The sequence below is a fragment of the Ruegeria sp. BB9 genome, from assembly GCF_056539345.1.
On record NZ_JBQFUU010000003.1, the window covers coordinates 400,327 to 422,101 of the forward strand.

22 protein-coding genes, 1 tRNA gene and 1 riboswitch are annotated in these 21,775 nt (G+C 63.1%); of the genes, 17 read left to right on the forward strand and 6 right to left on the reverse strand.

Annotation, left to right across the window (positions count from 1 at the left end):
* Positions 1–430 precede the first annotated feature (430 nt).
* On the forward strand, positions 431–874 hold the full coding sequence (locus ACR0FC_RS12855; protein ID WP_170340860.1) for a c-type cytochrome: 444 nt from the start codon (positions 431–433) through the stop codon (positions 872–874).
* A gap of 17 nt (positions 875–891) precedes the next feature.
* On the opposite strand, the gene ACR0FC_RS12860 is transcribed toward ACR0FC_RS12855, so the two are convergent.
* Positions 892–1,506 (reverse strand): FMN-binding negative transcriptional regulator, encoded by a 615-nt coding sequence (locus tag ACR0FC_RS12860; protein ID WP_170340858.1) that lies wholly within the window; start codon positions 1,504–1,506, stop codon positions 892–894.
* 54 nt (positions 1,507–1,560) lie between these two features.
* Positions 1,561–1,715: riboswitch (FMN riboswitch) on the forward strand.
* A gap of 117 nt (positions 1,716–1,832) precedes the next feature.
* Between ACR0FC_RS12860 and ACR0FC_RS12865 the strand changes: the two genes are divergently transcribed.
* From ACR0FC_RS12865 to cobO, 5 genes are all read left to right on the forward strand, one after another.
* On the forward strand, positions 1,833–2,273 hold the full coding sequence (locus ACR0FC_RS12865) for a 6,7-dimethyl-8-ribityllumazine synthase (RefSeq protein ID WP_170340857.1): 441 nt from the start codon (positions 1,833–1,835) through the stop codon (positions 2,271–2,273).
* A 94-nt stretch (positions 2,274–2,367) separates the two neighbouring features.
* Entirely contained in the window at positions 2,368–3,468 is a 1,101-nt protein-coding gene (aroC, locus tag ACR0FC_RS12870) for a chorismate synthase (protein WP_170340855.1), read from the forward strand.
* Positions 3,452–4,126 carry an HD domain-containing protein gene (locus ACR0FC_RS12875; RefSeq protein ID WP_170340853.1) on the forward strand — a complete coding sequence of 225 codons (675 nt, stop codon included), beginning with the start codon at positions 3,452–3,454 and terminating at the stop codon, positions 4,124–4,126. The genes aroC and ACR0FC_RS12875 overlap by 17 nt, the downstream gene beginning before the upstream one ends.
* Positions 4,127–4,158: 32 nt before the next feature.
* On the forward strand, positions 4,159–5,094 hold the full coding sequence (locus ACR0FC_RS12880; protein WP_149774168.1) for a DMT family transporter: 936 nt from the start codon (positions 4,159–4,161) through the stop codon (positions 5,092–5,094).
* Positions 5,095–5,150: 56 nt separating this feature from the next.
* The gene (gene cobO / locus ACR0FC_RS12885; RefSeq protein ID WP_170340851.1) at positions 5,151–5,750 is read left to right on the forward strand and encodes a cob(I)yrinic acid a,c-diamide adenosyltransferase; all 600 of its coding nucleotides are present in this window, start codon (positions 5,151–5,153) and stop codon (positions 5,748–5,750) included.
* Between the two features lie 397 nt (positions 5,751–6,147).
* Here the strand turns inward: cobO and ACR0FC_RS12890 are convergent, their stop codons facing one another.
* The 3 genes from ACR0FC_RS12890 to ACR0FC_RS12900 form a co-directional block, all read right to left on the reverse strand.
* Complete coding sequence (locus tag ACR0FC_RS12890; RefSeq protein ID WP_170340849.1) at positions 6,148–6,513, reverse strand: hypothetical protein; 366 nt, start codon at positions 6,511–6,513, stop codon at positions 6,148–6,150.
* Positions 6,514–6,622: 109 nt separating this feature from the next.
* A complete protein-coding gene (locus ACR0FC_RS12895; protein ID WP_170340847.1) occupies positions 6,623–7,573 on the reverse strand; it encodes an AraC family transcriptional regulator in 951 nt (316 codons plus the stop codon).
* A gap of 108 nt (positions 7,574–7,681) precedes the next feature.
* Complete coding sequence (locus ACR0FC_RS12900) at positions 7,682–8,548, reverse strand: branched-chain amino acid aminotransferase (protein WP_170340845.1); 867 nt, start codon at positions 8,546–8,548, stop codon at positions 7,682–7,684.
* A 158-nt stretch (positions 8,549–8,706) separates the two neighbouring features.
* Between ACR0FC_RS12900 and ACR0FC_RS12905 the strand changes: the two genes are divergently transcribed.
* The 8 genes from ACR0FC_RS12905 (at position 8,707) to ACR0FC_RS12940 (ending at position 15,915) form a co-directional block, all read left to right on the forward strand.
* Positions 8,707–9,219, forward strand: a complete 513-nt coding sequence (locus ACR0FC_RS12905) for a MarR family winged helix-turn-helix transcriptional regulator (RefSeq protein ID WP_093964014.1) — start codon at positions 8,707–8,709, stop codon at positions 9,217–9,219.
* Positions 9,216–9,917, forward strand: a complete 702-nt coding sequence (locus ACR0FC_RS12910) for a response regulator (protein WP_093964013.1) — start codon at positions 9,216–9,218, stop codon at positions 9,915–9,917. Before ACR0FC_RS12905 ends, ACR0FC_RS12910 begins: the two co-directional genes overlap by 4 nt.
* A 70-nt stretch (positions 9,918–9,987) precedes the next feature.
* The gene (locus tag ACR0FC_RS12915; protein WP_170340843.1) at positions 9,988–10,914 is read left to right on the forward strand and encodes a histone deacetylase family protein; all 927 of its coding nucleotides are present in this window, start codon (positions 9,988–9,990) and stop codon (positions 10,912–10,914) included.
* Positions 10,911–11,153: an exodeoxyribonuclease VII small subunit gene (locus tag ACR0FC_RS12920; protein WP_005979588.1), complete on the forward strand. Its 243-nt coding sequence runs from the start codon at positions 10,911–10,913 to the stop codon at positions 11,151–11,153. Before ACR0FC_RS12915 ends, ACR0FC_RS12920 begins: the two co-directional genes overlap by 4 nt.
* Positions 11,153–12,019, forward strand: coding sequence for a polyprenyl synthetase family protein (locus tag ACR0FC_RS12925; RefSeq protein ID WP_170340841.1), 867 nt, complete (start codon positions 11,153–11,155; stop codon positions 12,017–12,019). The genes ACR0FC_RS12920 and ACR0FC_RS12925 overlap by 1 nt, the downstream gene beginning before the upstream one ends.
* 15 nt (positions 12,020–12,034) lie before the next feature.
* On the forward strand, positions 12,035–13,963 hold the full coding sequence (dxs, locus tag ACR0FC_RS12930; RefSeq protein ID WP_170340839.1) for a 1-deoxy-D-xylulose-5-phosphate synthase: 1,929 nt from the start codon (positions 12,035–12,037) through the stop codon (positions 13,961–13,963).
* Positions 13,964–14,159: 196 nt separating this feature from the next.
* A tRNA-Thr gene (locus tag ACR0FC_RS12935) sits at positions 14,160–14,235 on the forward strand.
* 135 nt (positions 14,236–14,370) lie between these two features.
* Positions 14,371–15,915 (forward strand): cryptochrome/photolyase family protein, encoded by a 1,545-nt coding sequence (locus ACR0FC_RS12940; RefSeq protein ID WP_170340837.1) that lies wholly within the window; start codon positions 14,371–14,373, stop codon positions 15,913–15,915.
* Here ACR0FC_RS12940 and ACR0FC_RS12945 read toward each other — a convergent pair.
* Entirely contained in the window at positions 15,912–16,064 is a 153-nt protein-coding gene (locus ACR0FC_RS12945; protein ID WP_217354938.1) for a DUF2256 domain-containing protein, read from the reverse strand. The two genes, ACR0FC_RS12940 and ACR0FC_RS12945, sit on opposite strands and share 4 nt — an antisense overlap.
* A 6-nt stretch (positions 16,065–16,070) precedes the next feature.
* Positions 16,071–17,582, reverse strand: a complete 1,512-nt coding sequence (locus ACR0FC_RS12950) for an FAD-binding domain-containing protein (protein ID WP_170340834.1) — start codon at positions 17,580–17,582, stop codon at positions 16,071–16,073.
* 289 nt (positions 17,583–17,871) lie between these two features.
* Here ACR0FC_RS12950 and ACR0FC_RS12955 point away from each other — a divergent pair, with 289 nt between their 5' ends.
* From ACR0FC_RS12955 to urtB, 3 genes are all read left to right on the forward strand, one after another.
* Positions 17,872–18,180 (forward strand): hypothetical protein, encoded by a 309-nt coding sequence (locus tag ACR0FC_RS12955; protein ID WP_170340832.1) that lies wholly within the window; start codon positions 17,872–17,874, stop codon positions 18,178–18,180.
* 287 nt (positions 18,181–18,467) lie between these two features.
* On the forward strand, positions 18,468–19,742 hold the full coding sequence (gene urtA / locus ACR0FC_RS12960; RefSeq protein ID WP_170340831.1) for an urea ABC transporter substrate-binding protein: 1,275 nt from the start codon (positions 18,468–18,470) through the stop codon (positions 19,740–19,742).
* A gap of 67 nt (positions 19,743–19,809) precedes the next feature.
* Positions 19,810–21,765, forward strand: a complete 1,956-nt coding sequence (urtB, locus tag ACR0FC_RS12965; protein WP_170340829.1) for an urea ABC transporter permease subunit UrtB — start codon at positions 19,810–19,812, stop codon at positions 21,763–21,765.
* Positions 21,766–21,775: the final 10 nt, after the last annotated feature.

Below are 21,775 nucleotides of genomic sequence, written 5' to 3' on the forward strand. Positions count from 1 at the left end.
GGGCAAACATGCATCAGCACCGCATCAAAGCGGCGTCTCATCGCGGGTATCTAGCTGGCGGAAATCGGTTCGTCCAGCGGTCATAGGCGCGCACTACGCCGCATCTGGGCATTCATGTCACAATGAAGGGGTCATTTTTCAAGAACTTCCTCGGGTGTTGCGAAAAACGCCGTTCGAAGGCGCGAATCACTTCGCAGGTGATTCTCTGACCCTTCGCCCCCGGCCCGGCCGGGCACCTGTTCACTCGGGTGCCCGGCGCGTGGCACACACGACAGCAACCGGACCGCGCGGTTCCGGGCCCATGGAAACCATGTAAACATCTATTTTGAAATCATTTTTTAGATTTCTTTGTGGTGAATTTCCCGGTTGCGACCCCGGGGTTTTTCAAGCAAAGGCGGCGGGCGCGCGACCGATCTGAATGAGGACACAAATGACTTTGTCAAAAAACGCCATTCTGCTGCTCGCGTTCACCGCCGCACACCAGGCCGCTGCCGAAGGCGACGCCGCGCGCGGTGAGAAACTCTACAACCGCTGCTCGTCCTGTCACGCCATCATCAAGGATGACGAGGTTCTGATCAAAGGCGGCATCACCGGCCCGAATCTCTATGGCGTGGTCGGCAGGACCGCAGGAACCGAAAACGATTATCTGAACGGCAGTGAACGGCTGCCCATCGGGATGTTCACCGATGACATGATCCGCGCCGGTGAAAACGGTCTGGTCTGGACGCAAGAGAACATCGCCGCCTATGCCCGCGACCCGATCGGGTTCATCCAGGACTTCCTCAACGACGACACCGCCCGCCCGAACATGAGCGTCAAGCTGAAGAAAGGTGCCGAGGATATCGCCGCCTATCTGGCCACGTTCACCGACTGAACCCAACCCGGCGCCGGTCAACTGTCCCGCATCAAAGCAGCCAGTTGACCAAGCTCGGTGCCGATCCCGGACTGCTCGACATTCTCGGCCGCGGCCAGCCGCGCCGCCTCGGGCTTGTTCTGGTTCAGTTTCCAGGTGCCGTCGATCTGGGTGATCTGCATGCGGCAGGGCACGATCATGCGCATCATGCGCTCCAGCGCCGCCGGGTCCATCTTGTCGGCGCGCCAGGGCGGCTTGGGCTGGAGCCGCTCTTCAAAAAAGGCCGATTGCCGATCAACTAGATCGCGCAGCCGGTCCTGGGGCTGCACTTCCAGGCGGCCGGTCAGGTGGACCGCCACATAGTTCCATGTGGGGACCTGATCCGCGACGCCATACCAATCGGGCGAGACATACCCGTCGGGCCCCTGAACCGCGATCCGCGCCTCCTTTGGGCCGGCCAGCGCCCGCACGATCGGGTTCGACCGCACCAGATGCAGTTCGGCCACCGCGCCATCCTCGGACAGCAGAAAGGGCACATGGCTGATCAATGGCGGGCCGTCGACCGACAGCGCCAGTACGCCGAACCCCCGGCTGCGGGCAAACTCCACATGGCGCGCGCGGTCCTCGGCGCGAAAGACTGGGTTGGGGTGCATGGCCGTCCTCCTGCAGACAGGTCTTGCAGATCGCGCGCACGCTTGGCAAGGTCGCGCCGTTCTCAGGGCGGGGCGGAATTCCCCACCGGCGGTATGCGGGCATAGGCCCGCCAGCCCGCGAGCGGCTCTGCCATCCAACCGGCAGAGTGTCAGCAGATCTGGTGAGAGGCCAGAGCCGACGGTCAAAGTCCGGATGAAAGAGAACGAGCAGCGCGCCCCGCCAAGGGCGCGTCTGTCCGTGATCGCCTTGGGTGACGTGTCATGCCGCGCTGGCAGCGAAACCGTTTGCCCCCGCCAGCAGGCCACCAAGCTGAAAGGAGATCACGATGACACACACCCGCTATGCTTTCGTCAAAGCCAACTGGCATGCCGATATCGTCGACCGCGCGCTGGACGGTTTTCTGGAGCTGATCCCCGCCGGCCAGATCGATGTGTTTGACGTGCCGGGCGCGTTCGAAATGCCCCTGCTGGCCCGCGACCTGGCCCGGACGGGCCGCTATGCCGCCGTGGCCTGCGCGGCTTTTGTCGTCGATGGCGGCATCTACCGGCACGATTTCGTGGCGCAGGCCGTGGTTGACGGGCTGATGCGCGCGGGGCTGGAAACCGGCGTGCCGGTCCTGTCGGTGTCGCTGACGCCGCACCAGTACCAGGAAACCGACCATCACAACGCCATCTACCGCGCGCATTTCGTGGAAAAGGGGCGCGAGGCAGCTCGGGCGGCGCTGAAAATCGTCGAAACCCGCGCCGCACTGACCCGTGCTGTCTAAGCACACTGGGTTGGGGCAGCGATGCCCCAACCGCAAATCCGCTTGAGGCGGCAGGCTCTCGCCGTTAATCACGACCCTCAAAGGAGCACGCCCCATGTCGATGAACAGCTTTGGACACCTTTTCCGCGTCACCACCTGGGGTGAAAGCCACGGCCCCGCGCTGGGCGCCACGGTGGATGGCTGCCCGCCCGGCGTCCCAATCGACGAGGGTATGATCCAGCACTGGCTGGACAAGCGCAAACCGGGCCAGAACAAGTTCACCACCCAGCGGCGCGAGCCCGATCAGGTGGAGATCCTGTCAGGCGTGTTCGAGGGCCAGACAACCGGCACCCCGGTCCAGCTGATGATCGAGAACACCGATCAACGCTCGAAGGACTACGGGGACATCATGGACAAGTTCCGCCCCGGCCATGCCGACATTACCTATTGGCAGAAATACGGCATCCGCGACTATCGCGGCGGCGGGCGCAGCTCGGCCCGGGAAACGGCGGCGCGGGTGGCCGCGGGCGGGCTGGCGCGCGAGGCGATCAAACAGATCGCGCCCAATGTCCAGATCACCGGCTACATGACCCAGATCGGCCCGCACCGGATCGACCGGGCCAACTTTGACTGGGCGCAGATCGAACAGAACCCGTTCTGGACCCCGGATGCACAAGCCGCCGAGGACTGGGCGGCCTATCTGGACGATCTGCGCAAATCCGGCAACTCGGTCGGCGCGGTGGTCGAAGTGGTGGCGCGCGGCGTTCCAGCGGGCCTCGGCGCGCCGGTCTATGGCAAGCTCGACACCGATCTGGCCGCGGCGATGATGTCGATCAACGCGGTCAAGGGCGTCGAGATTGGCGAAGGCATGGCCGCCGCCGAACTGACCGGCGAGGCCAATGCCGACGAGATTTTCATGGGCCAGAACGGCCCGCAATACAGCTCGAACCATGCAGGCGGCATTCTGGGCGGTATCTCGACCGGGCAGGACATCGTGGTGCGTTTTGCAGTTAAACCGACCTCATCGATCCTGACCACGCGCAAGACCATCACCAAATCGGGCGAAGAGACCGAGATCATCACCAAGGGCCGCCACGACCCCTGCGTCGGCATCCGCGCCGTGCCGGTGGGCGAGGCGATGATGGCCTGCGTGATCCTGGACCACCTGCTGCTGCATCGGGGCCAGATCGGTGAGAACCGTGGACGGATTGGCTGAGCTGCGCGACCGCCTACGCGCGGTCGTCGCGCAGCGGATGATCACCGACCCGGCCCATGACCTGGCCCATCTGGACCGTGTCTGGGTCAATGCCCGCGCCATCGCCGATGCGCAAACCGACAGGACCGTGCTGCTGGCGGCCTGCTATCTGCACGATCTGGTCAACCTGCCCAAGAACGACCCCGACCGACACCTGGCCTCGCGCCGGTCGGCCGAGGAGTCCGAGCCTGTTCTGCGAGACCTGGGCCTGAGCGATGCCCAGATCGCCGCCACCCGCCACGCGATCGAGGCGCACAGTTTTTCCGCCAACATCCCGCCCGAGACGCCCGAGGCGCGCATCCTGCGCGATGCCGACCGATTGGATGCGCTGGGCGCCATCGGGATCGCACGGAATTTCTCGGTGTCCGGCGCTTTGGGGCGGACGCTCTATGATCCGGCCGATCCGTTCGCATCGCACCGGCCGCTGGACGATCTGCACTATTCCATCGACCACTGGAAGGTGAAGCTGCTGGCCCTGCCCGACGACATGCTGACCGAAGCCGGACGGCAGATCGCTCAGCAACGGGTCCGGCGCATGATCCGGTTTCTGACCGAATTTGCCGAAGAGATCGGCAGCCCCCTGCCCGACAGCTGGACACGCCCCAATCCGACCCGTTGATCTTTGCCGCGCAAAGGCGCAGGGTCGCGCCGATGGCCCAATCCCTGACCTCTCATCGCCCCGTGCTGGCCGTGACGCTGAAACTCAGCGCGCTGTTCCTGTTCACGGCGATGTCGGCGCTAGTCAAGGCGCTGTCGGCGGATTTCCCGCCAGGCCAGATGGTGTTTTTCCGTTCGCTTTTCGCGGTGCCGGTGATCGTGGCTTGGCTGATCTCGCGCGGGGAACTGGCGCAGGGCTTTGTCGTCAGGAAACCCATGGGCCATTTCTGGCGCGGGGTGCTGGGCACCACCGCCATGGGCCTGACCTTCACCGGGCTCAGCCTTCTGCCGCTGCCCGAGGTTACGGCGATCGGCTATGCCACTCCGATCTTCACCCTGATCCTGGCCGCGCTGCTGCTGGGCGAGCGCATCCGCCTGATCCGCATCGGCGCAGTGGCGATCGGGCTCTTGGGCGTGCTGATCATGATCTGGCCCCGGCTGGGCTCGGCCGATCTGGGTACCGGCGCCACGATCGGCGCGCTGTGCGTGCTGGGCGCGACCGTGGCCCGTGGCTTCGTGCAGATCCACATCCGGCAACTGGTTCAGGTCGATCACCCCGCCGCAATCGTCTTCTATTTCTCGATGACCGCCACGCTGCTGTCAGCGCTGACCGTGTTCTGGGGCTGGACCATGCCGACCCTGAACCAGCTGCTGATCCTGATTACGATGGGGCTGATCGGCGGCGTCGCGCAGATTCTGGTGACCTCGTCCTACCGGTTCGGGCAGGCCTCGATGCTGGCGCCCTATGACTACACGTCGATGCTGTTTGCGATCTTCATCGGCTATGTCTGGTTTGACGAGCTGCCGACCCTGGCGATCCTGCTGGGGGCGGCGCTGGTGATCGCCGGCAATGCAGTGGTGATCTGGCGCGAACACCAGCTGGGACTGGAACGCGGCAAAGCGCGGTCACTGACCGATCACAAACCCTGACTTTACCTTTCGCGCCCATCGCCTAGGTTGGCGCGAACAATCAACGAGGTTTTGCCATGAGCGACGCACAGGACCACAAACAGAAGATGCAACAGGTGCAGGCCCAGCACCGCAAGAAAGTGTCCGAGGCCGTAGATCCCGGCCGCGGGCTGGTGCTGATCAACACCGGCAAGGGCAAGGGCAAATCCTCGGCCGCCTTCGGCGTGGTGATCCGCGCATTGGGCTGGGGCCAGAAGGTCGCCGTGGTGCAGTTCATCAAGGGCAAATGGAAGACCGGCGAGCGGCGGTTCTTCGAAGAACGCGATCTGGTCACCTGGCACACGATGGGCGAAGGCTTCACCTGGGACACCCAGGACCGCGACCGCGACATCGCCGCCGCCACCGCCGCCTTCGACAAGGCGCGCGACCTGATGGCCAGCGGCGACTATGACTTGGTGGTGCTGGACGAGATCAACATCGCCCTGCGCTATGAATACCTGTCGGTGGACGCGGTGATCGAGGGGCTGAAGGCCCGCTCGGACCGGACCAGCGTGTTCCTGACCGGGCGCGACGCGCCGCAGGCGCTGCGCGAATATGCCGATCTGGTCACCGAAATGACCGAGGAGAAGCACCCCTTCCAGGCCGGCATCAAGGCCCAGCGCGGCGTCGATTTCTGATCGGTCAACGCGGGACAGCACCACTTGCCGGTGCCGCCGGCGTTTTCCGGGGGACGGTGGCAATCCGGGCGTCCGCGACCCCGGCCGCCCGATCACAGCGTCCGTTCTGGCACTTGCAGTCCAGGTAGGCCACCAGGTCGCCATCGGCGCAACACCCGCTGCCAAGGGGCAGGTCTGAACTGGACAGAAGTTCAAGTATCGGGTCGCGCATCGCGTGGCCTTTCCGAAATCGTTTCCGAGACGGTGGCGCGCCCTCGCAGGTGTTCGGCTTGGCGCGCAGGCCGTCTCGGAATCAAAGGCTTGATACCGGGGTATCTGGCGTTGGGCTAAAACTGACAATTTCTGTCGGATTTTTCAAGACCAAAATTCGCCCCGCCCAAATGGCCGGAGCAAGGGGTCAGGCGGTGGCTGTCTGGTCGGGCGCGCTGAGCGAGACTACGGCCACCACAGCGGCGCCATTCAGCCAGTAGTAGACCGCATCCAGACCGGTGAAGCCGAACAGGCTGGGCGCGAACAGGAAGGTGAGCCCCACCAGCAGATCGACGGCCAGGTGAAACCTGTAGGGCAGCACGCGCCAAACACCCAGGTGATGATCCGTCAGCGCCGTCAACACGAAAGCCGCCACGCCGGTGGCCACCGACAGCCACAGCGCAATCGGGTTCGACGCGCCCAGTCCCAGGGCAAAAGGCAGCCCAATCAGGGCCAGTGCCACCGGGTAGTCCAGATAGGCATGAATGGTGCGAGTAACAAAACGCAGAGACATGATGTTTCCTTTCCTTGATTGAGGACGGATCAAGGATAGGCTCGCCAACTCGAACGCAGCAGCCCAGATCGTTTGGGATATCTTGCAGATCGTCCGCCGAATCGCCGGATCAGTGCATCGCCCTGTAGGCGGCCGGAGACAGACCGATCTGCTTCTTGAACACCCGCGAAAACGCCGCCGCGGAGGCATAGCCGACCTGAGCCGCCGCGTCGGCCACGTTCCAGCGGCTTTCGATCAGTCCGTGGCAGGCGATCTGCATACGCCAGTCGGTCAGGTATTGCATGGGCGTGGTGCCCATCTTCTGGGTGAACAGCTGTGCGAATGTCGTGCGCGACATGCCGGCTTCACGCGCCAGCGATGCCACGCTCCACTCGCGGGCCGGGTCGCGGTGAAAGGCGCCCAGCGCGCGTGATATACGTGGATCGGCGAAGCCCGACAGGGCCGCATCGGTGGGGCTTTGATGTTCCAGATAGGCGCGGATCGCCTGGGCGAACAGAACCTCGGACAGTTTCAGCGCGATCAGGTCACCGCCGATCCGGGCGCCCGCAACCTCGGATTCGATCATCCGCAGCGTCGCCTCGATCCAGGCCCCGGCGGATTCGCCGTAGTTCTCGATCAGGATATAGGGCGGCAGGCGATCGATCAGCATGTGCCCGGTGCCGCGCCGCCCGGCCGGACCGGCAAACGAGAAATGCCCGCAGATCAGTTGGGTGTCACGGTCCTGCTCGGCTCCGCCATAGACCAGCACACCATCACCCTTGTAGCCGGCCCGGTCCAGGACCTGCTCCAGCGGCAGGGCATCCACGGGCCGGACCTCGTTGCACAGCAGCGCATGCGCGGCCCCGTGCGGGATCAGGATCAGATCCCCCTGCCGCAACCGCAGGGTCTCGCCGGTGGTGGACACATGCACCTTCAGCTCTCCGCGCTGGACGAAGTGAAACCGGGCGACGTTTTCGAATGCAGGTACCTGCACGCCGAAGGGCGGCGTGAACGAGGTCCGGAAATACAGGGTGCCCCTCAGGGAAAGGCGCGTCAGGATATCGCTGAGCAGGTCCAACATGCGCCAAGGATACGGATTCGCACCCGACCGTCCAGCGCTGCGGACGATCTGCAACAAGGTCCGGACGGGCGGCAAGGCCGGTTGGCCACCGCCCGCGCGGATGTCGGATCAGCTGCGGACCAGCTGCTCGTAATCGTTGGCGATCTCGCGGGTCAGGTCGCCGACCTCGAAGGTATACTCGCCGATCTGGCCCACCGGCGTGACCTCGGCCGCGGTGCCGGTCAGCCAGCACTGTTCGAAATCGGCCATCTCCTCGGGCAGGATGTGGCGTTCGTGTACGGTGATGCCCTTGTCTTTCAGCATCTGAATCACCGTCTGGCGGGTGATCCCGTTCAGGAAGCAGTCGGCCAGCGGCGTATGCACTTCGCCATCCTTGACGAAGAATACGTTGGCACCGGTCGCCTCGGCCACATAGCCGCGGTAATCCATGAACAAGGCATCCGAACAGCCCTTGGCCTCGGCCTTGTGCTTGGAGATGGTGCAGATCATGTACAGCCCCGCCGCCTTGGCATGGACCGGGATCGTTTCCGGGCTGGGCCGCTTCCACTCGGCAATGTCCAGCTTGGCGCCCTGCATCTTGGCGTCGCCGTAATAGGCGCCCCAAGGCCAGACCGCGATGGCCATGCGGACCGGGTTGCGCGCCGAGGCCACGCCCATATCCTCGCCCGAGCCGCGCCAGACCAGCGCGCGCACGTAAGCGTCTTTGAGGCCGCTTTTTTCCAGTGTTTCGGCCTTGGCCGCCTCGATCTGATCAACCGTGTAAGGCATCGGCATGTCCAGCGCCTCGGCCGATTTGATCAACCGCTCGGAATGTTCGCGGCTTTTGAAGATCTTGCCGTTATAGGCGCGCTCGCCCTCGAAGACCGAGCTGGCATAGTGCATCGCATGGGTCAGGACATGCACCTTGGCATCGCGCCAGGGCACAAATTCGCCATCCATCCAGATGACACCGTCACGATCGTCATATCCCGCCATCCGAAACCTCCTGACCCGGGCTACATTTCCGATTGTTGCGCCACTTAGGTCCGGCCCGGACACAAAATTGCGCAAAAACTGCGATTCGATACCTGTCCGCCCTTGGAATGTCAATAACGCTGACTTAAAGTCGGGGCGCGTAACGAATGAGGCCCGATATGTCCGAGATCCGCCCCGCCCCGGTCTTTGGCGGAGAAAGCCTGTTGTTTCTGACAGATGAACAGCTTCGGCAGGGGATCGAGGCGATGTTCTTTGCCTATCGCGGCTTTACCGCCGACCCCGACCGCATCTTAAGCGAAATGGCCTATGGGCGGGCGCATCACCGGGCGATCCATTTCATCAACCGCGCGCCGGGCACCACGGTGAACAACCTGCTGGCGATCCTGGGGGTGACCAAGCAGTCGCTGAACCGTGTGCTGCGCACGCTGATCGACGATGGCCTGGTCGAGAGCCGGGTCGGCACCGTCGACAAGCGCGAACGCCATCTGTACCTGACCGAAAAGGGCAAGGCGCTCGAGTCGCAGCTGTCGGACGCCCAGCGCGCCCGTATGCGCGCGGCCTACAAGGATGCCGGCCCCGAGGCGGTTGCCGGGTTCCGCAAAGTTCTTGAAGCGATGATGGATGCTGATATGCGTCGAGCCTATGTGAAACTGCGGGATTCAACTTCATGAGCGATGTGGACGCCCACCTTCTGATCGTCGATGACGATGAACGCATCCGCGATCTACTCAAGAAGTTCTTGATGCGCAGCGGATTTCTGGTGACGGCGGCGCGTGATGCCGCCCATGCGCGACGGGTCCTGTCGGGGCTGGATTTCGACCTGATCGTGATGGATGTGATGATGCCGGGTGAGGATGGCGTCAGCCTGACCCGAGCCCTGCGCGAGACACACGACACGCCGATCCTTCTTCTGACCGCACGCGGCGAGACCGAGCACCGGATCGCCGGGTTGGAAGCCGGGGCCGACGATTACCTGGCCAAGCCGTTCGAGCCCAAGGAACTGCTGTTGCGGATCAACGCCATCCTGCGGCGGATGCCGGAAACCACGGCGCAGGATACGGCCGCCAAGATCCTGCATCTGGGGCCGATCCGCTATGACATTGAACGCGGCGAGATGTGGCAGGGCGAAGAGCCGGTGCGGCTGACCGCCACTGAAAGCCAGTTGATGAAGATCTTCTCGGCCCAGCCGGGCGAGCCGATCAGCCGGTCGAAGCTGGTCGAAGATCTGGGGCGCGACAAGGGGCAGGCGCAGGAACGCGCGGTGGACGTGCAGATCACCCGCTTGCGCCGCAAGATCGAGCAGGACCCCAAGCAGCCGCGCTATCTGCAGACGGTGCGGGGCGCGGGATATATGCTGGCGCCCGATTGATTTTGCCGCTGCGCGGCGTTTTCTTGCCTTCGGCGAGGGTATTGTTGGCCAGATGAAGTGGGGGAGTTTCATGAAGACCGCTGTTTTGACGCATGCCGATTGTCTGGGTCATGTCACCCCCGAGGGGCACCCCGAGCGGGTGGCCCGGCTGGAACATATCCTGCATGCGCTTGAGCCGCTGGACCTGCAGCGGGTGACCGCACCGCTGGCGGCGGACGATGATCTGCTGCGCATCCATCCCGAGAGTTTCATCCGCGAAATCCGTGACAGCCGCCCGACCGAGGGGTTCCGCCAGATCGACGGGGATACGTTCATGTCGCCCGGCTCGGTCGATGCGGCCTATCGTGCGGCGGGGGCCGTGGTGCGGGCGGTGGACATGGTGCTGGGCGGTGAGGCGCCGAATGCGTTCTGCGCCATTCGGCCGCCGGGCCATCACGCCGAACGGGAAACCGCCATGGGGTTCTGCCTATTCGGCAACGCTGCTCTGGCAGCGAAGCATGCGCTGGATCATCACGGGCTGGATCGGGTCGCGGTGGTGGATTTTGACGTGCATCACGGCAATGGCACGCAGGATCTGCTGTGGGACGAGACCCAGGCGCTGGTGATCACCAGCCAGCAGATGCCGCTGTGGCCGGGCTCGGGGCGACCGGATGAAACCGGTGCGCATGACACCATCGTGAACATCCCGTTGGCCCCCGGCACCGGCGGGGCCGAGATGCGCGCGGCCTACGAGGCGCAGGCCTTTCCTCGGCTGCGCGCGTTCAAGCCCGAGCTGATCATCATCTCGGCCGGGTTCGACGCCCATCAGGACGATCCGCTGGCCAATCTGAACTGGTCCACCGACGATTTCGCCTGGATCACCGCGCAGCTGTGCCGGATCGCCGATGAGCTGTGTGGGGGCCGTATCGTCTCGACTCTGGAAGGCGGGTATGATCTGAACGCACTGGCCAAGGCCACACGCGCCCATGTTGAAGAACTGATGAAGGCAGCCCGATGACCGAGACCCCCGTTGAACAGATGACATTCGAACAGGCGATGAAAGAGCTGGAGGCCGTGGTCGGCCAACTGGAGCGCGGAGACGTGGCGTTGGACCAGTCGATCGCCCTGTACGAGCGCGGCGCCAAGCTGAAGAAACGCTGCGAGGACGAGCTGAAGCGCGCCGAGGAGAAAGTAGCCGCCATCACGCTGGATGCCGATGGTCAGCCCACCGGGACGACTCCTGTCGAAGGCCTGTAATGTTTTCCGGAAGGCTGGTGCAGGATGCTGCGCTGATCCAGGCGCAGTTCGATCTGGTTCTGGGCGCGCTGGACGATGTCGATGTGACCCGCGCGATGGCCTATGCCACGCAGGGCGGCAAGAGGCTGCGCGGATTTCTGGTGCTGGAAAGCGCCCGGCTGCACGGAATGGACGAGACCTGCGCGATCTGGCCCGCGACCGGGATCGAGGCGCTGCACGCCTACAGCCTGGTGCATGACGATCTGCCCTGCATGGACGATGACGATCTGCGTCGCGGTCGCCCCACCGTGCACAAGCAATGGAACGACGGCATTGCGGTTCTGGCTGGCGACGCTTTGCAGTCGCTGGCATTTGAACTTTGCACCCGGCCCGAGGTCGGATCTGCAGGCGTTCGGGCCGAACTGGCGCTGACCCTCGCCCGGGCCAGCGGTGCGCAAGGCATGGTTCTGGGTCAGGCGTTGGACATCGCTGCCGAAACTGCCGAACAACCTTTGACCCTGCCGGAAATCACGCATCTTCAGGCCGGCAAGACCGGGGCGTTGATCGAATGGTCGGCGTGCGCCGGTGCTGTTCTGTCGGAGGCTGATCCGACCCCATTGCGCCAATATGCCCGTGCGCTGGGTCTTGCCTTTCAGATCGCCGACGACATCCTTGATGTGGAGGGTGACAGCGAAAAGGCGGGCAAACGATTGCAGAAGGACGCACAGGCGGGCAAGGCAACTTTCGTTTCGCTGCTGGGTCTGGATGCAGCGAAGGCGCGCGCTGCCGAGCTGGTCGAGCAGGCCTGCGCCGCGTTGGACGCGTACGGACCGCGGGCCGAAACCTTGAAGGACGCCGCCCGCTTCGTTATTGCGCGTGAAAGCTGAACCGTAAGGGATGCCATGTCAGACCGTCCGAACACCCCGCTTCTGGACCTTGTGAACCGCCCGGCGGATCTCAAGCAGTTTTCGGACGTGCAGCTGCATCAGCTGGCACACGAGTTGCGGGCCGAGACGATCTCGGCCGTATCGGTGACCGGCGGGCATCTGGGCGCGGGGCTGGGCGTGGTCGAGCTGACCGTGGCCCTGCACGCGGTGTTCGACACGCCGCGCGACAAGATCATCTGGGATGTCGGGCACCAGTGTTATCCCCACAAGATCCTGACCGAGCGGCGCGACCGCATCCGCACCCTGCGCCAGAAAGGCGGCCTGAGCGGGTTCACCAAGCGCAGCGAAAGCCCCTATGACCCGTTCGGCGCGGCGCACAGCTCGACCTCGATCAGCGCGGCGCTGGGCTTTGCCGTGGCCCGCGACCTGGGCGGGGTCACGCCCGAGGGGCTGGGCGACGCGATCGCGGTGATCGGCGACGGGTCGATGTCGGCCGGCATGGCCTTCGAGGCGATGAACAATGCTGGCCACCTGAAAAAACGCCTGATCGTGATCCTGAACGACAACGAGATGAGCATCGCCCCGCCCGTGGGTGCACTGTCGAACTATCTTTCACGCATCTATGCCGAAGAGCCGTTCCACGATCTGAAGGCCGCCGCCAAGGGGGCGGTGTCGCTGCTGCCCGAACCGTTCCGCGAAGGCGCCAAGCGCGCCAAGGAAATGCTCAAGGGCATGGCCGTGGGCGGCACGCTGTTCGAAGAGCTGGGATTCTCCTATGTCGGCCCGATCGACGGGCATGACCTGGACCAGCTGCTGCCGGTTCTGCGCACGGTCAAGGCGCGGGCGACCGGGCCGATTCTGATCCACGCGCTGACCAAAAAGGGCAAGGGCTATGCCCCGGCCGAGCAGGCCCGCGACAAGGGCCATGCCACCGCCAAGTTCGACGTGGTCACCGGCAAGCAGCAGAAGGCGCCGTCGAACGCACCGTCCTACACCTCGGTCTTCGGCAAGACCCTGGTGGATGAGGCCAGCCGCGACGACAAGATCGTGGCGGTGACCGCGGCGATGCCCGACGGTACCGGGCTGAACCTGTTCGCCGAACGCTACCCGTCGCGCTGTTTTGACGTAGCGATTGCCGAGCAGCACGGGGTCACTTTCTCGGCCGCGCTGGCGGCGGGTGGGCTGAAACCGTTTTGCGCGATGTATTCAACGTTTTTGCAGCGCGGCTATGACCAGGTGGTGCACGACGTGGCGATCCAGCGCCTGCCGGTGCGCTTTGCCATCGACCGCGCGGGGCTGGTGGGCGCCGATGGCGCGACCCATGCCGGGTCGTTCGACATCGCCTACCTGTCCAACCTGCCGGGCATGGTTGTGATGGCCGCCGCCGACGAGGCCGAACTGATGCACATGGTCGCCACCGCCGCCGCCCATGACGACGGCCCCATCGCATTCCGCTATCCGCGAGGCGAGGGCGTGGGCGTCGATCTGCCCGAACGCGGGCAGGTTCTGGAAATCGGCAAGGGCCGCCTGATCCAGTCGGGGGCACGCGTTGCGCTCCTGTCTTTCGGCACGCGCCTCGCCGAGGTGCAGAAGGCCGGCGAATCTCTGGCCGCGCGCGGTATCACCCCGACCATCGCCGACGCCCGGTTCGCCAAGCCGCTGGACCGCGACCTGATCCTGGACCTGGCCGCCAACCACGAAGCGCTGATCACCATCGAGGAAGGCGCCATCGGCGGGTTCGGCAGCCACGTGGCACAACTGCTGGCGGATGAGGGCGTGTTCGATCGTGGCCTGAAATACCGCTCGATGGTGCTGCCGGACATTTTCATCGACCAGGCCAGCCCCGCCGACATGTACGCGGTCGCGGGTATGAACGCCGAACAGATCGAAGCCAAGGTGCTTGCCGTTCTGGGCATCGCATCAATCGGAGAAAAGCGCGCCTGATTCCGACCGGATCGTCGGTTGCCCTCAGCCAGAGCGGCATTCGGGTCGAACGACGGGTGAACAAGGCCAGTCGCCCTCCAAGAAAACCTCACATTGGGGTCAACAACCGGTCTTGCCTACGCCCGTGGGACGGTTTAAACGATCCTTCGCACCGCATACCACGCCCCCACGGGCGCGGGTGCGCGTGGAAGAATGGGCCGCTGTAGCTCAGCTGGTAGAGCACGTCATTCGTAATGATGGGGTCGGGGGTTCGAGTCCCTTCAGCGGCACCATAGCTTCTCGGAACAAACTTCGGTGTTTCGCCGCCGGTTTTCCCGTCTGTTGATTCGGTTTCGCAATTTATCTGCCGTTCAATCTTTCCAGAAGTTTAGGTTGCTCATCCGCGAGGCGGCCCTAACTCGACGGAAATGACGCAGACAAACGAACGCTCCCCCAGCCGGCTCATCCTGGTGCTGGGCGACCAACTGAGCCAAGACTTGAGCGCCTTGAGCCAGGCGAAGATGGCGCGCGACACGGTGTTGATGGCCGAAGTCGCGGACGAGGCGGGATATGTTCCGCATCACAAAAAGAAGATCGCGTTTGTCTTTTCGGCAATGCGCCATTTCGCAGATGAGCTCGGTGCGGCGGGGTGGCAGGTTCGTTATGTCAGGCTGGATGACCCTGACAATACCGGCTCCATCACAGGCGAGATCGCGCGGGCCACCGCGGATCTGTCTATTGAGAGCGTTCAGGTGACCGAGCCCGGCGAGTACCGGCTGAAAGCCGCCTTGCTTGAGTGGGCGGACCAGAGCCAAACCGATCTACATATGCTGGAAGATGACCGGTTTGTCGCCACGCACCAAGAGTTCCGCAATTGGGCGGACGGACGCAAGCAGTTGCGGATGGAATTTTTCTATCGCGAGATGCGGCGCAAAACGGGGCTGTTGATGAACGGCGACCAACCCGAAGGCGGGCGCTGGAACTTTGATGCGGAAAACCGCAAGCCCGCCACTGCCGATCTGTTTATGCCCCAACCGCCCCGATCCGACCCGGATGACATCACCACCGAGGTTCTGAGCCTTGTCGAAACCCAGTTTGGCGACAACTTCGGACAACTGCGCCCGTTCTGGTTCGCAGTGACCCGCGCCGGCGCGCTCGGGGCGCTGGACCACTTCGTGGAACACGCTCTGCCTCTGTTCGGGGACCACCAGGACGCAATGCTACAGGCAGAGCCGTTCCTCTATCACTCGGTCCTGTCGCATTACCTGAACGCGGGTCTGCTGGGGCCGATGGAGATCTGCCGGCAGGTCGAGCGTGCCTACTATGAAGGCCGCGCGCCTTTGAATGCGGTCGAGGGCTTTATCCGTCAGATCATCGGCTGGCGAGAATATGTTCGGGGCCTCTATTGGCTGAACATGCCCGGGTACACGGAGCGCAACCACTTCGGGGCAACCCGCCCGCTGCCGGATTTCTACTGGACGGCCAAAACGGAAATGGCCTGCATGGCGGCCGCAATCGGGCAGACGCGCGACCACGCCTATGCCCACCATATCCAGCGCCTGATGGTGACTGGCAATTTCGCGATGCTGGCCGGGGTCGATCCGCACGAAGTCCACGAGTGGTACCTGGCGGTTTACGCCGATGCGTATGAATGGGTCGAGGCCCCCAACGTGATCGGAATGAGCCAATTCGCCGATGGCGGATTGCTTGGGTCAAAACCCTACGCAGCAAGCGGAAACTACATCAACAAGATGTCGGATCACTGTTCGCATTGCCGCTATGACGTGAAACGCAAGTTCGGTGCGAATGCCTGCCCTTTCAATCCACTGTACTGGGATTTCCTGGCACGCAACGCCGACAAGCTGCGTGGCAATCCCAGATTGGGCCATGCCTACCGAACCTGGGACCGGATGGACCCCGAAAAACAGGCCCAATACCGCGACAGCGCGCGCGAGATACTCGACAGCCTCTAACTCTGGCCGGTCGAAGATGATCGGGCTCGGCGGCAACGCTGCGAGCAGTGGCGGACCTCGTCCCAGACCTTGGCCCATTTTCGCCGCCAGGTGAAAGGGCGCCCGCATGTAGCGCAGGTTTTCGTCGGAAGATCCGACTTTTTCCGCATCCGCATCTAGTCCCCCAGATCCAATGACAATTGCGCCGGGTTGCGGGTGACCGCACGGCTGTTTCCTTTCCGCAAACGCCCTTTGCGACTGCCATGCCGGGCCAAGACCTTCGCAGCCTCGTCCCGGAAACCGTCCCCGCGCCGCACCGCCCAGATCCGATCCCGGGCGAACCGGGCCGCCGCGACGTGATCGACGATGGGCATCGGGTAGCGTTTGCCCAGCACGGCACCTGCGTTCTCGGCCTTCCACGGCTCTTGCAGATGGCGATCCGGGATATCAGCCAATTCCGGCAACCAACAGCGTGTAAAGGTCCCGGTCGGGTCCTGATCATGGCCCTGTTTCACCGGGTTGTAGATCCTCAGCGCGTTGATGCCCGTGGTGCCGGCCTGCATCTGCACCTGGCTCCAGTGGATGCCCGGTTCGTAATCGGTGAACAGGCGGGCGAGAACCTCACCGGGTGCGCGCCAGTCAAGCCACAGGTGATAGCTGGCCGTCGCCATCACCATCGCGCGCATTCGAAAGTTGAGCCACCCCGTTGCCCGCAAGTACCGCATGCATGCGTCAACAAATGGCAGGCCGGTCTCACCGTTGGCCCAGGCCTCCAGCCGATGCGAATCCGGGGCCGAGGGGCGGATCCCGTCATAGGCGCGATGCACGTTCTGGAACTCGATCCGGGGGTCATCCTCCAGTTTCTGGATAAAGTGGCAGTGCCAAAGCAGCCGGCCTTCGAACGAGGACATCGCCCCCCGCCACTGTTTGTCGGAGGTGTGGCTCAGCGCTTTTTGCCGCGCCCATGTGGCCTGCATCACCTCGCGCATCGACAGCGTTCCCCATGCGAGATGCGGGGACAGGCGCGAACACGCATGTTCCCCCAGCTGAGGTGAGGACATCGCGCTGCGATAGGTCCGGCCGCGCGTGCTCAGGAATGTGGTCAACCGGTCCGACGCCGCCGTGTGGCCGCCCGACTGCCGCCGTGGACATGGGTCCGGGTGCAACCCCAATTCCGTGCTGGACGGGATCCCACCCGGGTCCATCGGGATGGGCCGCAATATGGGTGCGGGCGTGATCGGTTCGCTCATGAAGCGATCCCACTCTTTGGCCCAGCCATCGCGCGAAGCCAGACGGCGGCGAACCCCGTGATTGCGCGGCTGGTGCCAGGGAATACCCTGGGTTCGGCACCAGGACGCCACGCGTTTGTCCCGCTGAAAGGTCCAGTCGTTTCCCGTTTCTTCATGCGACCACAGGGCCGTGAGGTCGAAACTTTGCGCAAGATCGTCCAGGACCGACAGCATCTCGCCCGTCCGTACGATCAGGGGCTGGCCCAGTTCCGCAAGCTGCCTGCGCAGCTCGACCAGGGTTTCGTGGATGAACGCCCATTGGCGAGCGGAGATGTCGGGTTGACGCCAAAGATCGGGTTCAACCACGTAAAGCGGCACCAGCGCCCCCCGCTGTGCCGCCTGAGCCAGGGCACGATTGTCCTGCACCCTGAGATCCCGCTTGAACCAGACGATCTGCAAAACCGTTCTCCGAACCAAATCTGGGCAATAGCTAGTCTGGTCCGGCCAGCCCTCAACCGTGTTCAATGCGCCCCGGCAGGGCCGGGACGCAAAAACCGCGCGGAACCGGTTCCGTCATGGCCCGGTGCGACCGAAGCCTGTCGGGAAATGGGCAGGCCAGTTCACAAAGCGCTGCCTTGACGGGCGCTTTTTCGGTTGCAATGATCAAAACATGGGCGCTTTGAAAACTATTTTCGTTTCAGCACTATGCACTTTCTCATCCATCGGATTGCTTCATGCTGAAACCGACATGGTCAAATCGTTTGCCGGCTGCGCCGGGCGTTTTTCGGCCGAGATGGAGCATGCCTGGCTTCTGAACGACCCCAAGGCGCAGGACTATGAGTTGCTTCGCGGCGGCTTCGTGTCCTTGCTTGAGGCGACCGTGACGGCAGAGGAGGCCGAACTGGTCCTGAGCCACCGGGTGAACTCAAAACACGCCCATGCGCGCTTGCTCCATACGGCAACCTTTGGCTCGGACATCACGGCGGCCAGCGCCGCGCGGCAAACGGCCAGCGACCTTCTCGATCAGTGCAGCCTGCTGATACTGGGCGGCGTCTAAGACCACTCTTCGCTGCAGCGCCGCATTTTTGGGCGAACCATGCGGCACCGCCGCAAATTTGGGCAACACGCTGAATCAATCCAAAAACTCACGCCACCGGACTCTGAGCCCCGGCAAAAGCTGACCTAGCAATGTGGTGCGCCGAAAGACGGCTTGGAAAATGTGCGAAGGTGCCCGGCCTAGGAACCTGATGACGCCCTCGCACACCGCAATTAAGCGTGGGGGGTATATGGGATGTTTCGGCGTTCCGGACAAGCCTGCTGCGCATCGCACAAAAGGAAACGCTGATGCACTCCAAACTACTCAACACTACTGCTGCTGTATTGTTCGCAACCGCCCTGCCCGCGCTGGCCGATTGCCCGATCAAAGTGGGCGTTCTGCACTCATTGTCCGGCACGATGGCCATCTCCGAGACCACGCTGAAAGACACGATGGAGATGCTGGTCGAACAGCAGAACGAAGCTGGTGGCCTGCTGGGCTGCGAACTGGAAGCCGTAGTTGTCGACCCCGCCTCGGACTGGCCGCTGTTTGCCGAGAAAGCGCGCGAACTGCTGACCGTACACGAAGTTGACGTGATCTTTGGCAACTGGACATCGGTCTCCCGCAAATCCGTGTTGCCGGTCATCGAAGAGCTCAACGGTTTGCTGTTCTATCCGGTTCAGTACGAAGGCGAAGAAAGCTCGAAGAACGTCTTCTACACCGGTGCCGCACCGAACCAGCAGGCGATCCCCGCAACGGACTACTTCCTTGAGGAACTGGGGGTCGAGAAATTCGCCCTTTTGGGCACCGACTACGTGTATCCGCGCACGACGAACAACATCCTCGAAAGCTATCTGAAGCAGAAAGGGATCGCCGAAGAGGACATCTTCGTGAACTACACCCCCTTTGGCCATTCCGACTGGTCCAAGATCGTGGCGGATGTCGTTGCGCTGGGCGCGGACGGCAAGAAAGTCGGCGTTATCTCGACCATCAACGGCGACGCGAATGTGGGCTTCTACAAGGAACTGGCCGCCGCAGGTATCTCGGCGGATGACATCCCAGTAGTTGCCTTCTCGGTCGGCGAGGAAGAATTGGCCGGTCTGGACACAACCAACCTTGTCGGGCATCTGGCGGCGTGGAACTACTTCCAGTCGGCAGAGAGCGAAGCGAACGAGGCCTGGGTTGCCGCCTGGAAAGCCCGCATGGGCGAAGATCGGGTGACCAACGATCCGATGGAAGCGCATTACATCGGCTTCAACATGTGGGTTAACGCCGCGACCGAGGCGGGCTCGACGGATGTCGATGCCGTGCGCGCAGCCATGTACGGCCAGGAATTCCCGAACCTGACGGGCGGCACGGCCGTCATGCTGCCGAACCACCACCTCGCCAAGCCGGTTCTGATCGGCGAAATCCAGGAAGACGGTCAGTTCGACATCATCAGCCAGACCGAAGAGGTTCCGGGCGATGCCTGGACGGACTACCTGCCCGAATCCGCGGTTCTGATCTCGGATTGGAAAGAGCTGGGTTGCGGTATGTACAACACCGAAACGAAAAGCTGCGTACAGATCAAATCGAACTACTAAGATCTGAACCGGAATACCTCGGGGCGCATCACATGTGCCCCGGGGCCCAATGCCGAGGTCTCCCCAAATGACGCTTTCGATTTGCCGGGCTTTGCTTGCCCTGCTGCTGTTCGTGGCCCCTGGTCTTTTGCAAGCCCAATCCTCCGACGCGCCGGTCCAGAAGCTTTTGCAGGCCCATGCGGAGGTCATTCAAAAATCCTCTCGCAAGACGATCGGCCCTGCGATTGACGCCCTGGCGCAGAGTGGATTGCCCGAGGCACAAACCGTCCTGGAGCGGTGGCAGGCCAAGGACATGTGGTTCAACCGGGATACGGGCCTTTTCGTTTTTGCGTCCAAAGCCGATGGCGGTTTGCGGGTTTTCGACATCTCGGATGGGGCCGAGATCGGTGTCGTCGACAAGAAAAAGTACAAACAACTCAAGCCGAACTCGGGCATTCGCGGGTTGATCGCTTCGGCGCTGGTGCAGTTTCAATTGAACGACCCCGACCCGCTGAACCGAAGCGCAGCGCTGACGGCGATCGAGCGGGACGCGGAACGCTCGCACCTATCCGCCCTGCGCGGCGCCATTGCCGGAGAGCAGGACGCGGATCTGCGGGCCCGCAAGGACCGGCTCGAGCGTCTGTTGACGATCCGGTTTGATGATGACGCGGTCGCAAGGCTGGCTGCAATCGACAGCTTCGCCGGCGATCTGGGCGTTGACGTGCGCGCAACGCTCAATCCCCTTGTTGCATCTGAAATCAAGGTGTCCGACACGGCTCCGGATGGCGCTGTGACCATCGAGGCCGGGTCGGACGAACTGACACAGAAACAGGCCTATGACCTGTTGGTCGAGAACGGGTTGGCACCGGCCCTGGTGGACGACAGCACCATCAAAGAGACCCTGATTTCGAATATCGACGGTGACAGGGTCGCAGGCGTACAGGTGGCAAGTCTGGACGAAGATGCGGCACGACAAGCGGCATACCAGCTGCTGGCCGATCAGGGGCTCGCCGCTCCGCTAGTGACGCAGGACGACATCGCAGAGGCTGTGCAACAGTACAAGTTCTACCGAGTCTACACCTCGGCGCCGTTGCCGGTGGCGCTGGCGGCGCAGGCCGTGCTGGACAATATCGAGACGCAAGTCGCTCTCAACCAGACGGCGGATCTGGTTCTGGATGCGCTGTCGCTCGCCTCGATCTATTTCCTTGCCGCCATCGGCCTTGCCATCACTTTCGGCGTCATGGGCGTCATCAACATGGCGCATGGTGAGTTCATCATGATGGGCGCCTATACCGGATATGTGGTTCAACTGTTCATTCCGGACCTGACCCTGTCGATCATTGTCGCCATTCCCTGCGCATTCCTGGTGACCTTCGGCGCCGGTGTTCTGCTGGAACGTCTGGTCATTCGCTGGCTGTATCACCGTCCGCTGGAGACGCTGCTTGCGACCTTCGGGGTTTCCATCGCGCTGCAGCAACTGGCCAAGAACATCTTTGGAACCCAGGCGCGTCCCCTGACCGCCCCGGCCTGGCTGGACGGTTCGATGGTGCTGAACGATATCGTCTCCATCAGTTACATCCGCATCGCGATCTTTGTTCTGGCGCTGCTGTTCCTCGCGCTTTTCCTCATCGTCATGAACCGGACCCGGCTGGGGCTTGAGGTGCGCGCCGTGACGCAGAACCCGCGCATGGCGTCCTCGATGGGTATCAATCCCGACCGGATCAACATGCTGACCTTCGGCTTTGGCTCGGGCATCGCGGGCATTGCCGGCGTGGCAATCGGACTTTACGCCAAGGTCACGTCCGAGATGGGATCCGACTATATCGTGCAAAGCTTCATGACAGTGGTCGTGGGCGGTGTGGGCAACATCTGGGGGACGCTGCTGGGGGCCACGATGGTCGGCACGCTGCAGAAGGGGATCGAATGGTTCAACCCGTCCAATACCCTGGCGGCGCAGACCTACATGATCCTGTTCATCATCCTGTTCATTCAATTCCGGCCGCGCGGCATCATCGCGCTCAAGGGTCGGGCGGCGGAAGCGTGATATGGTTGAC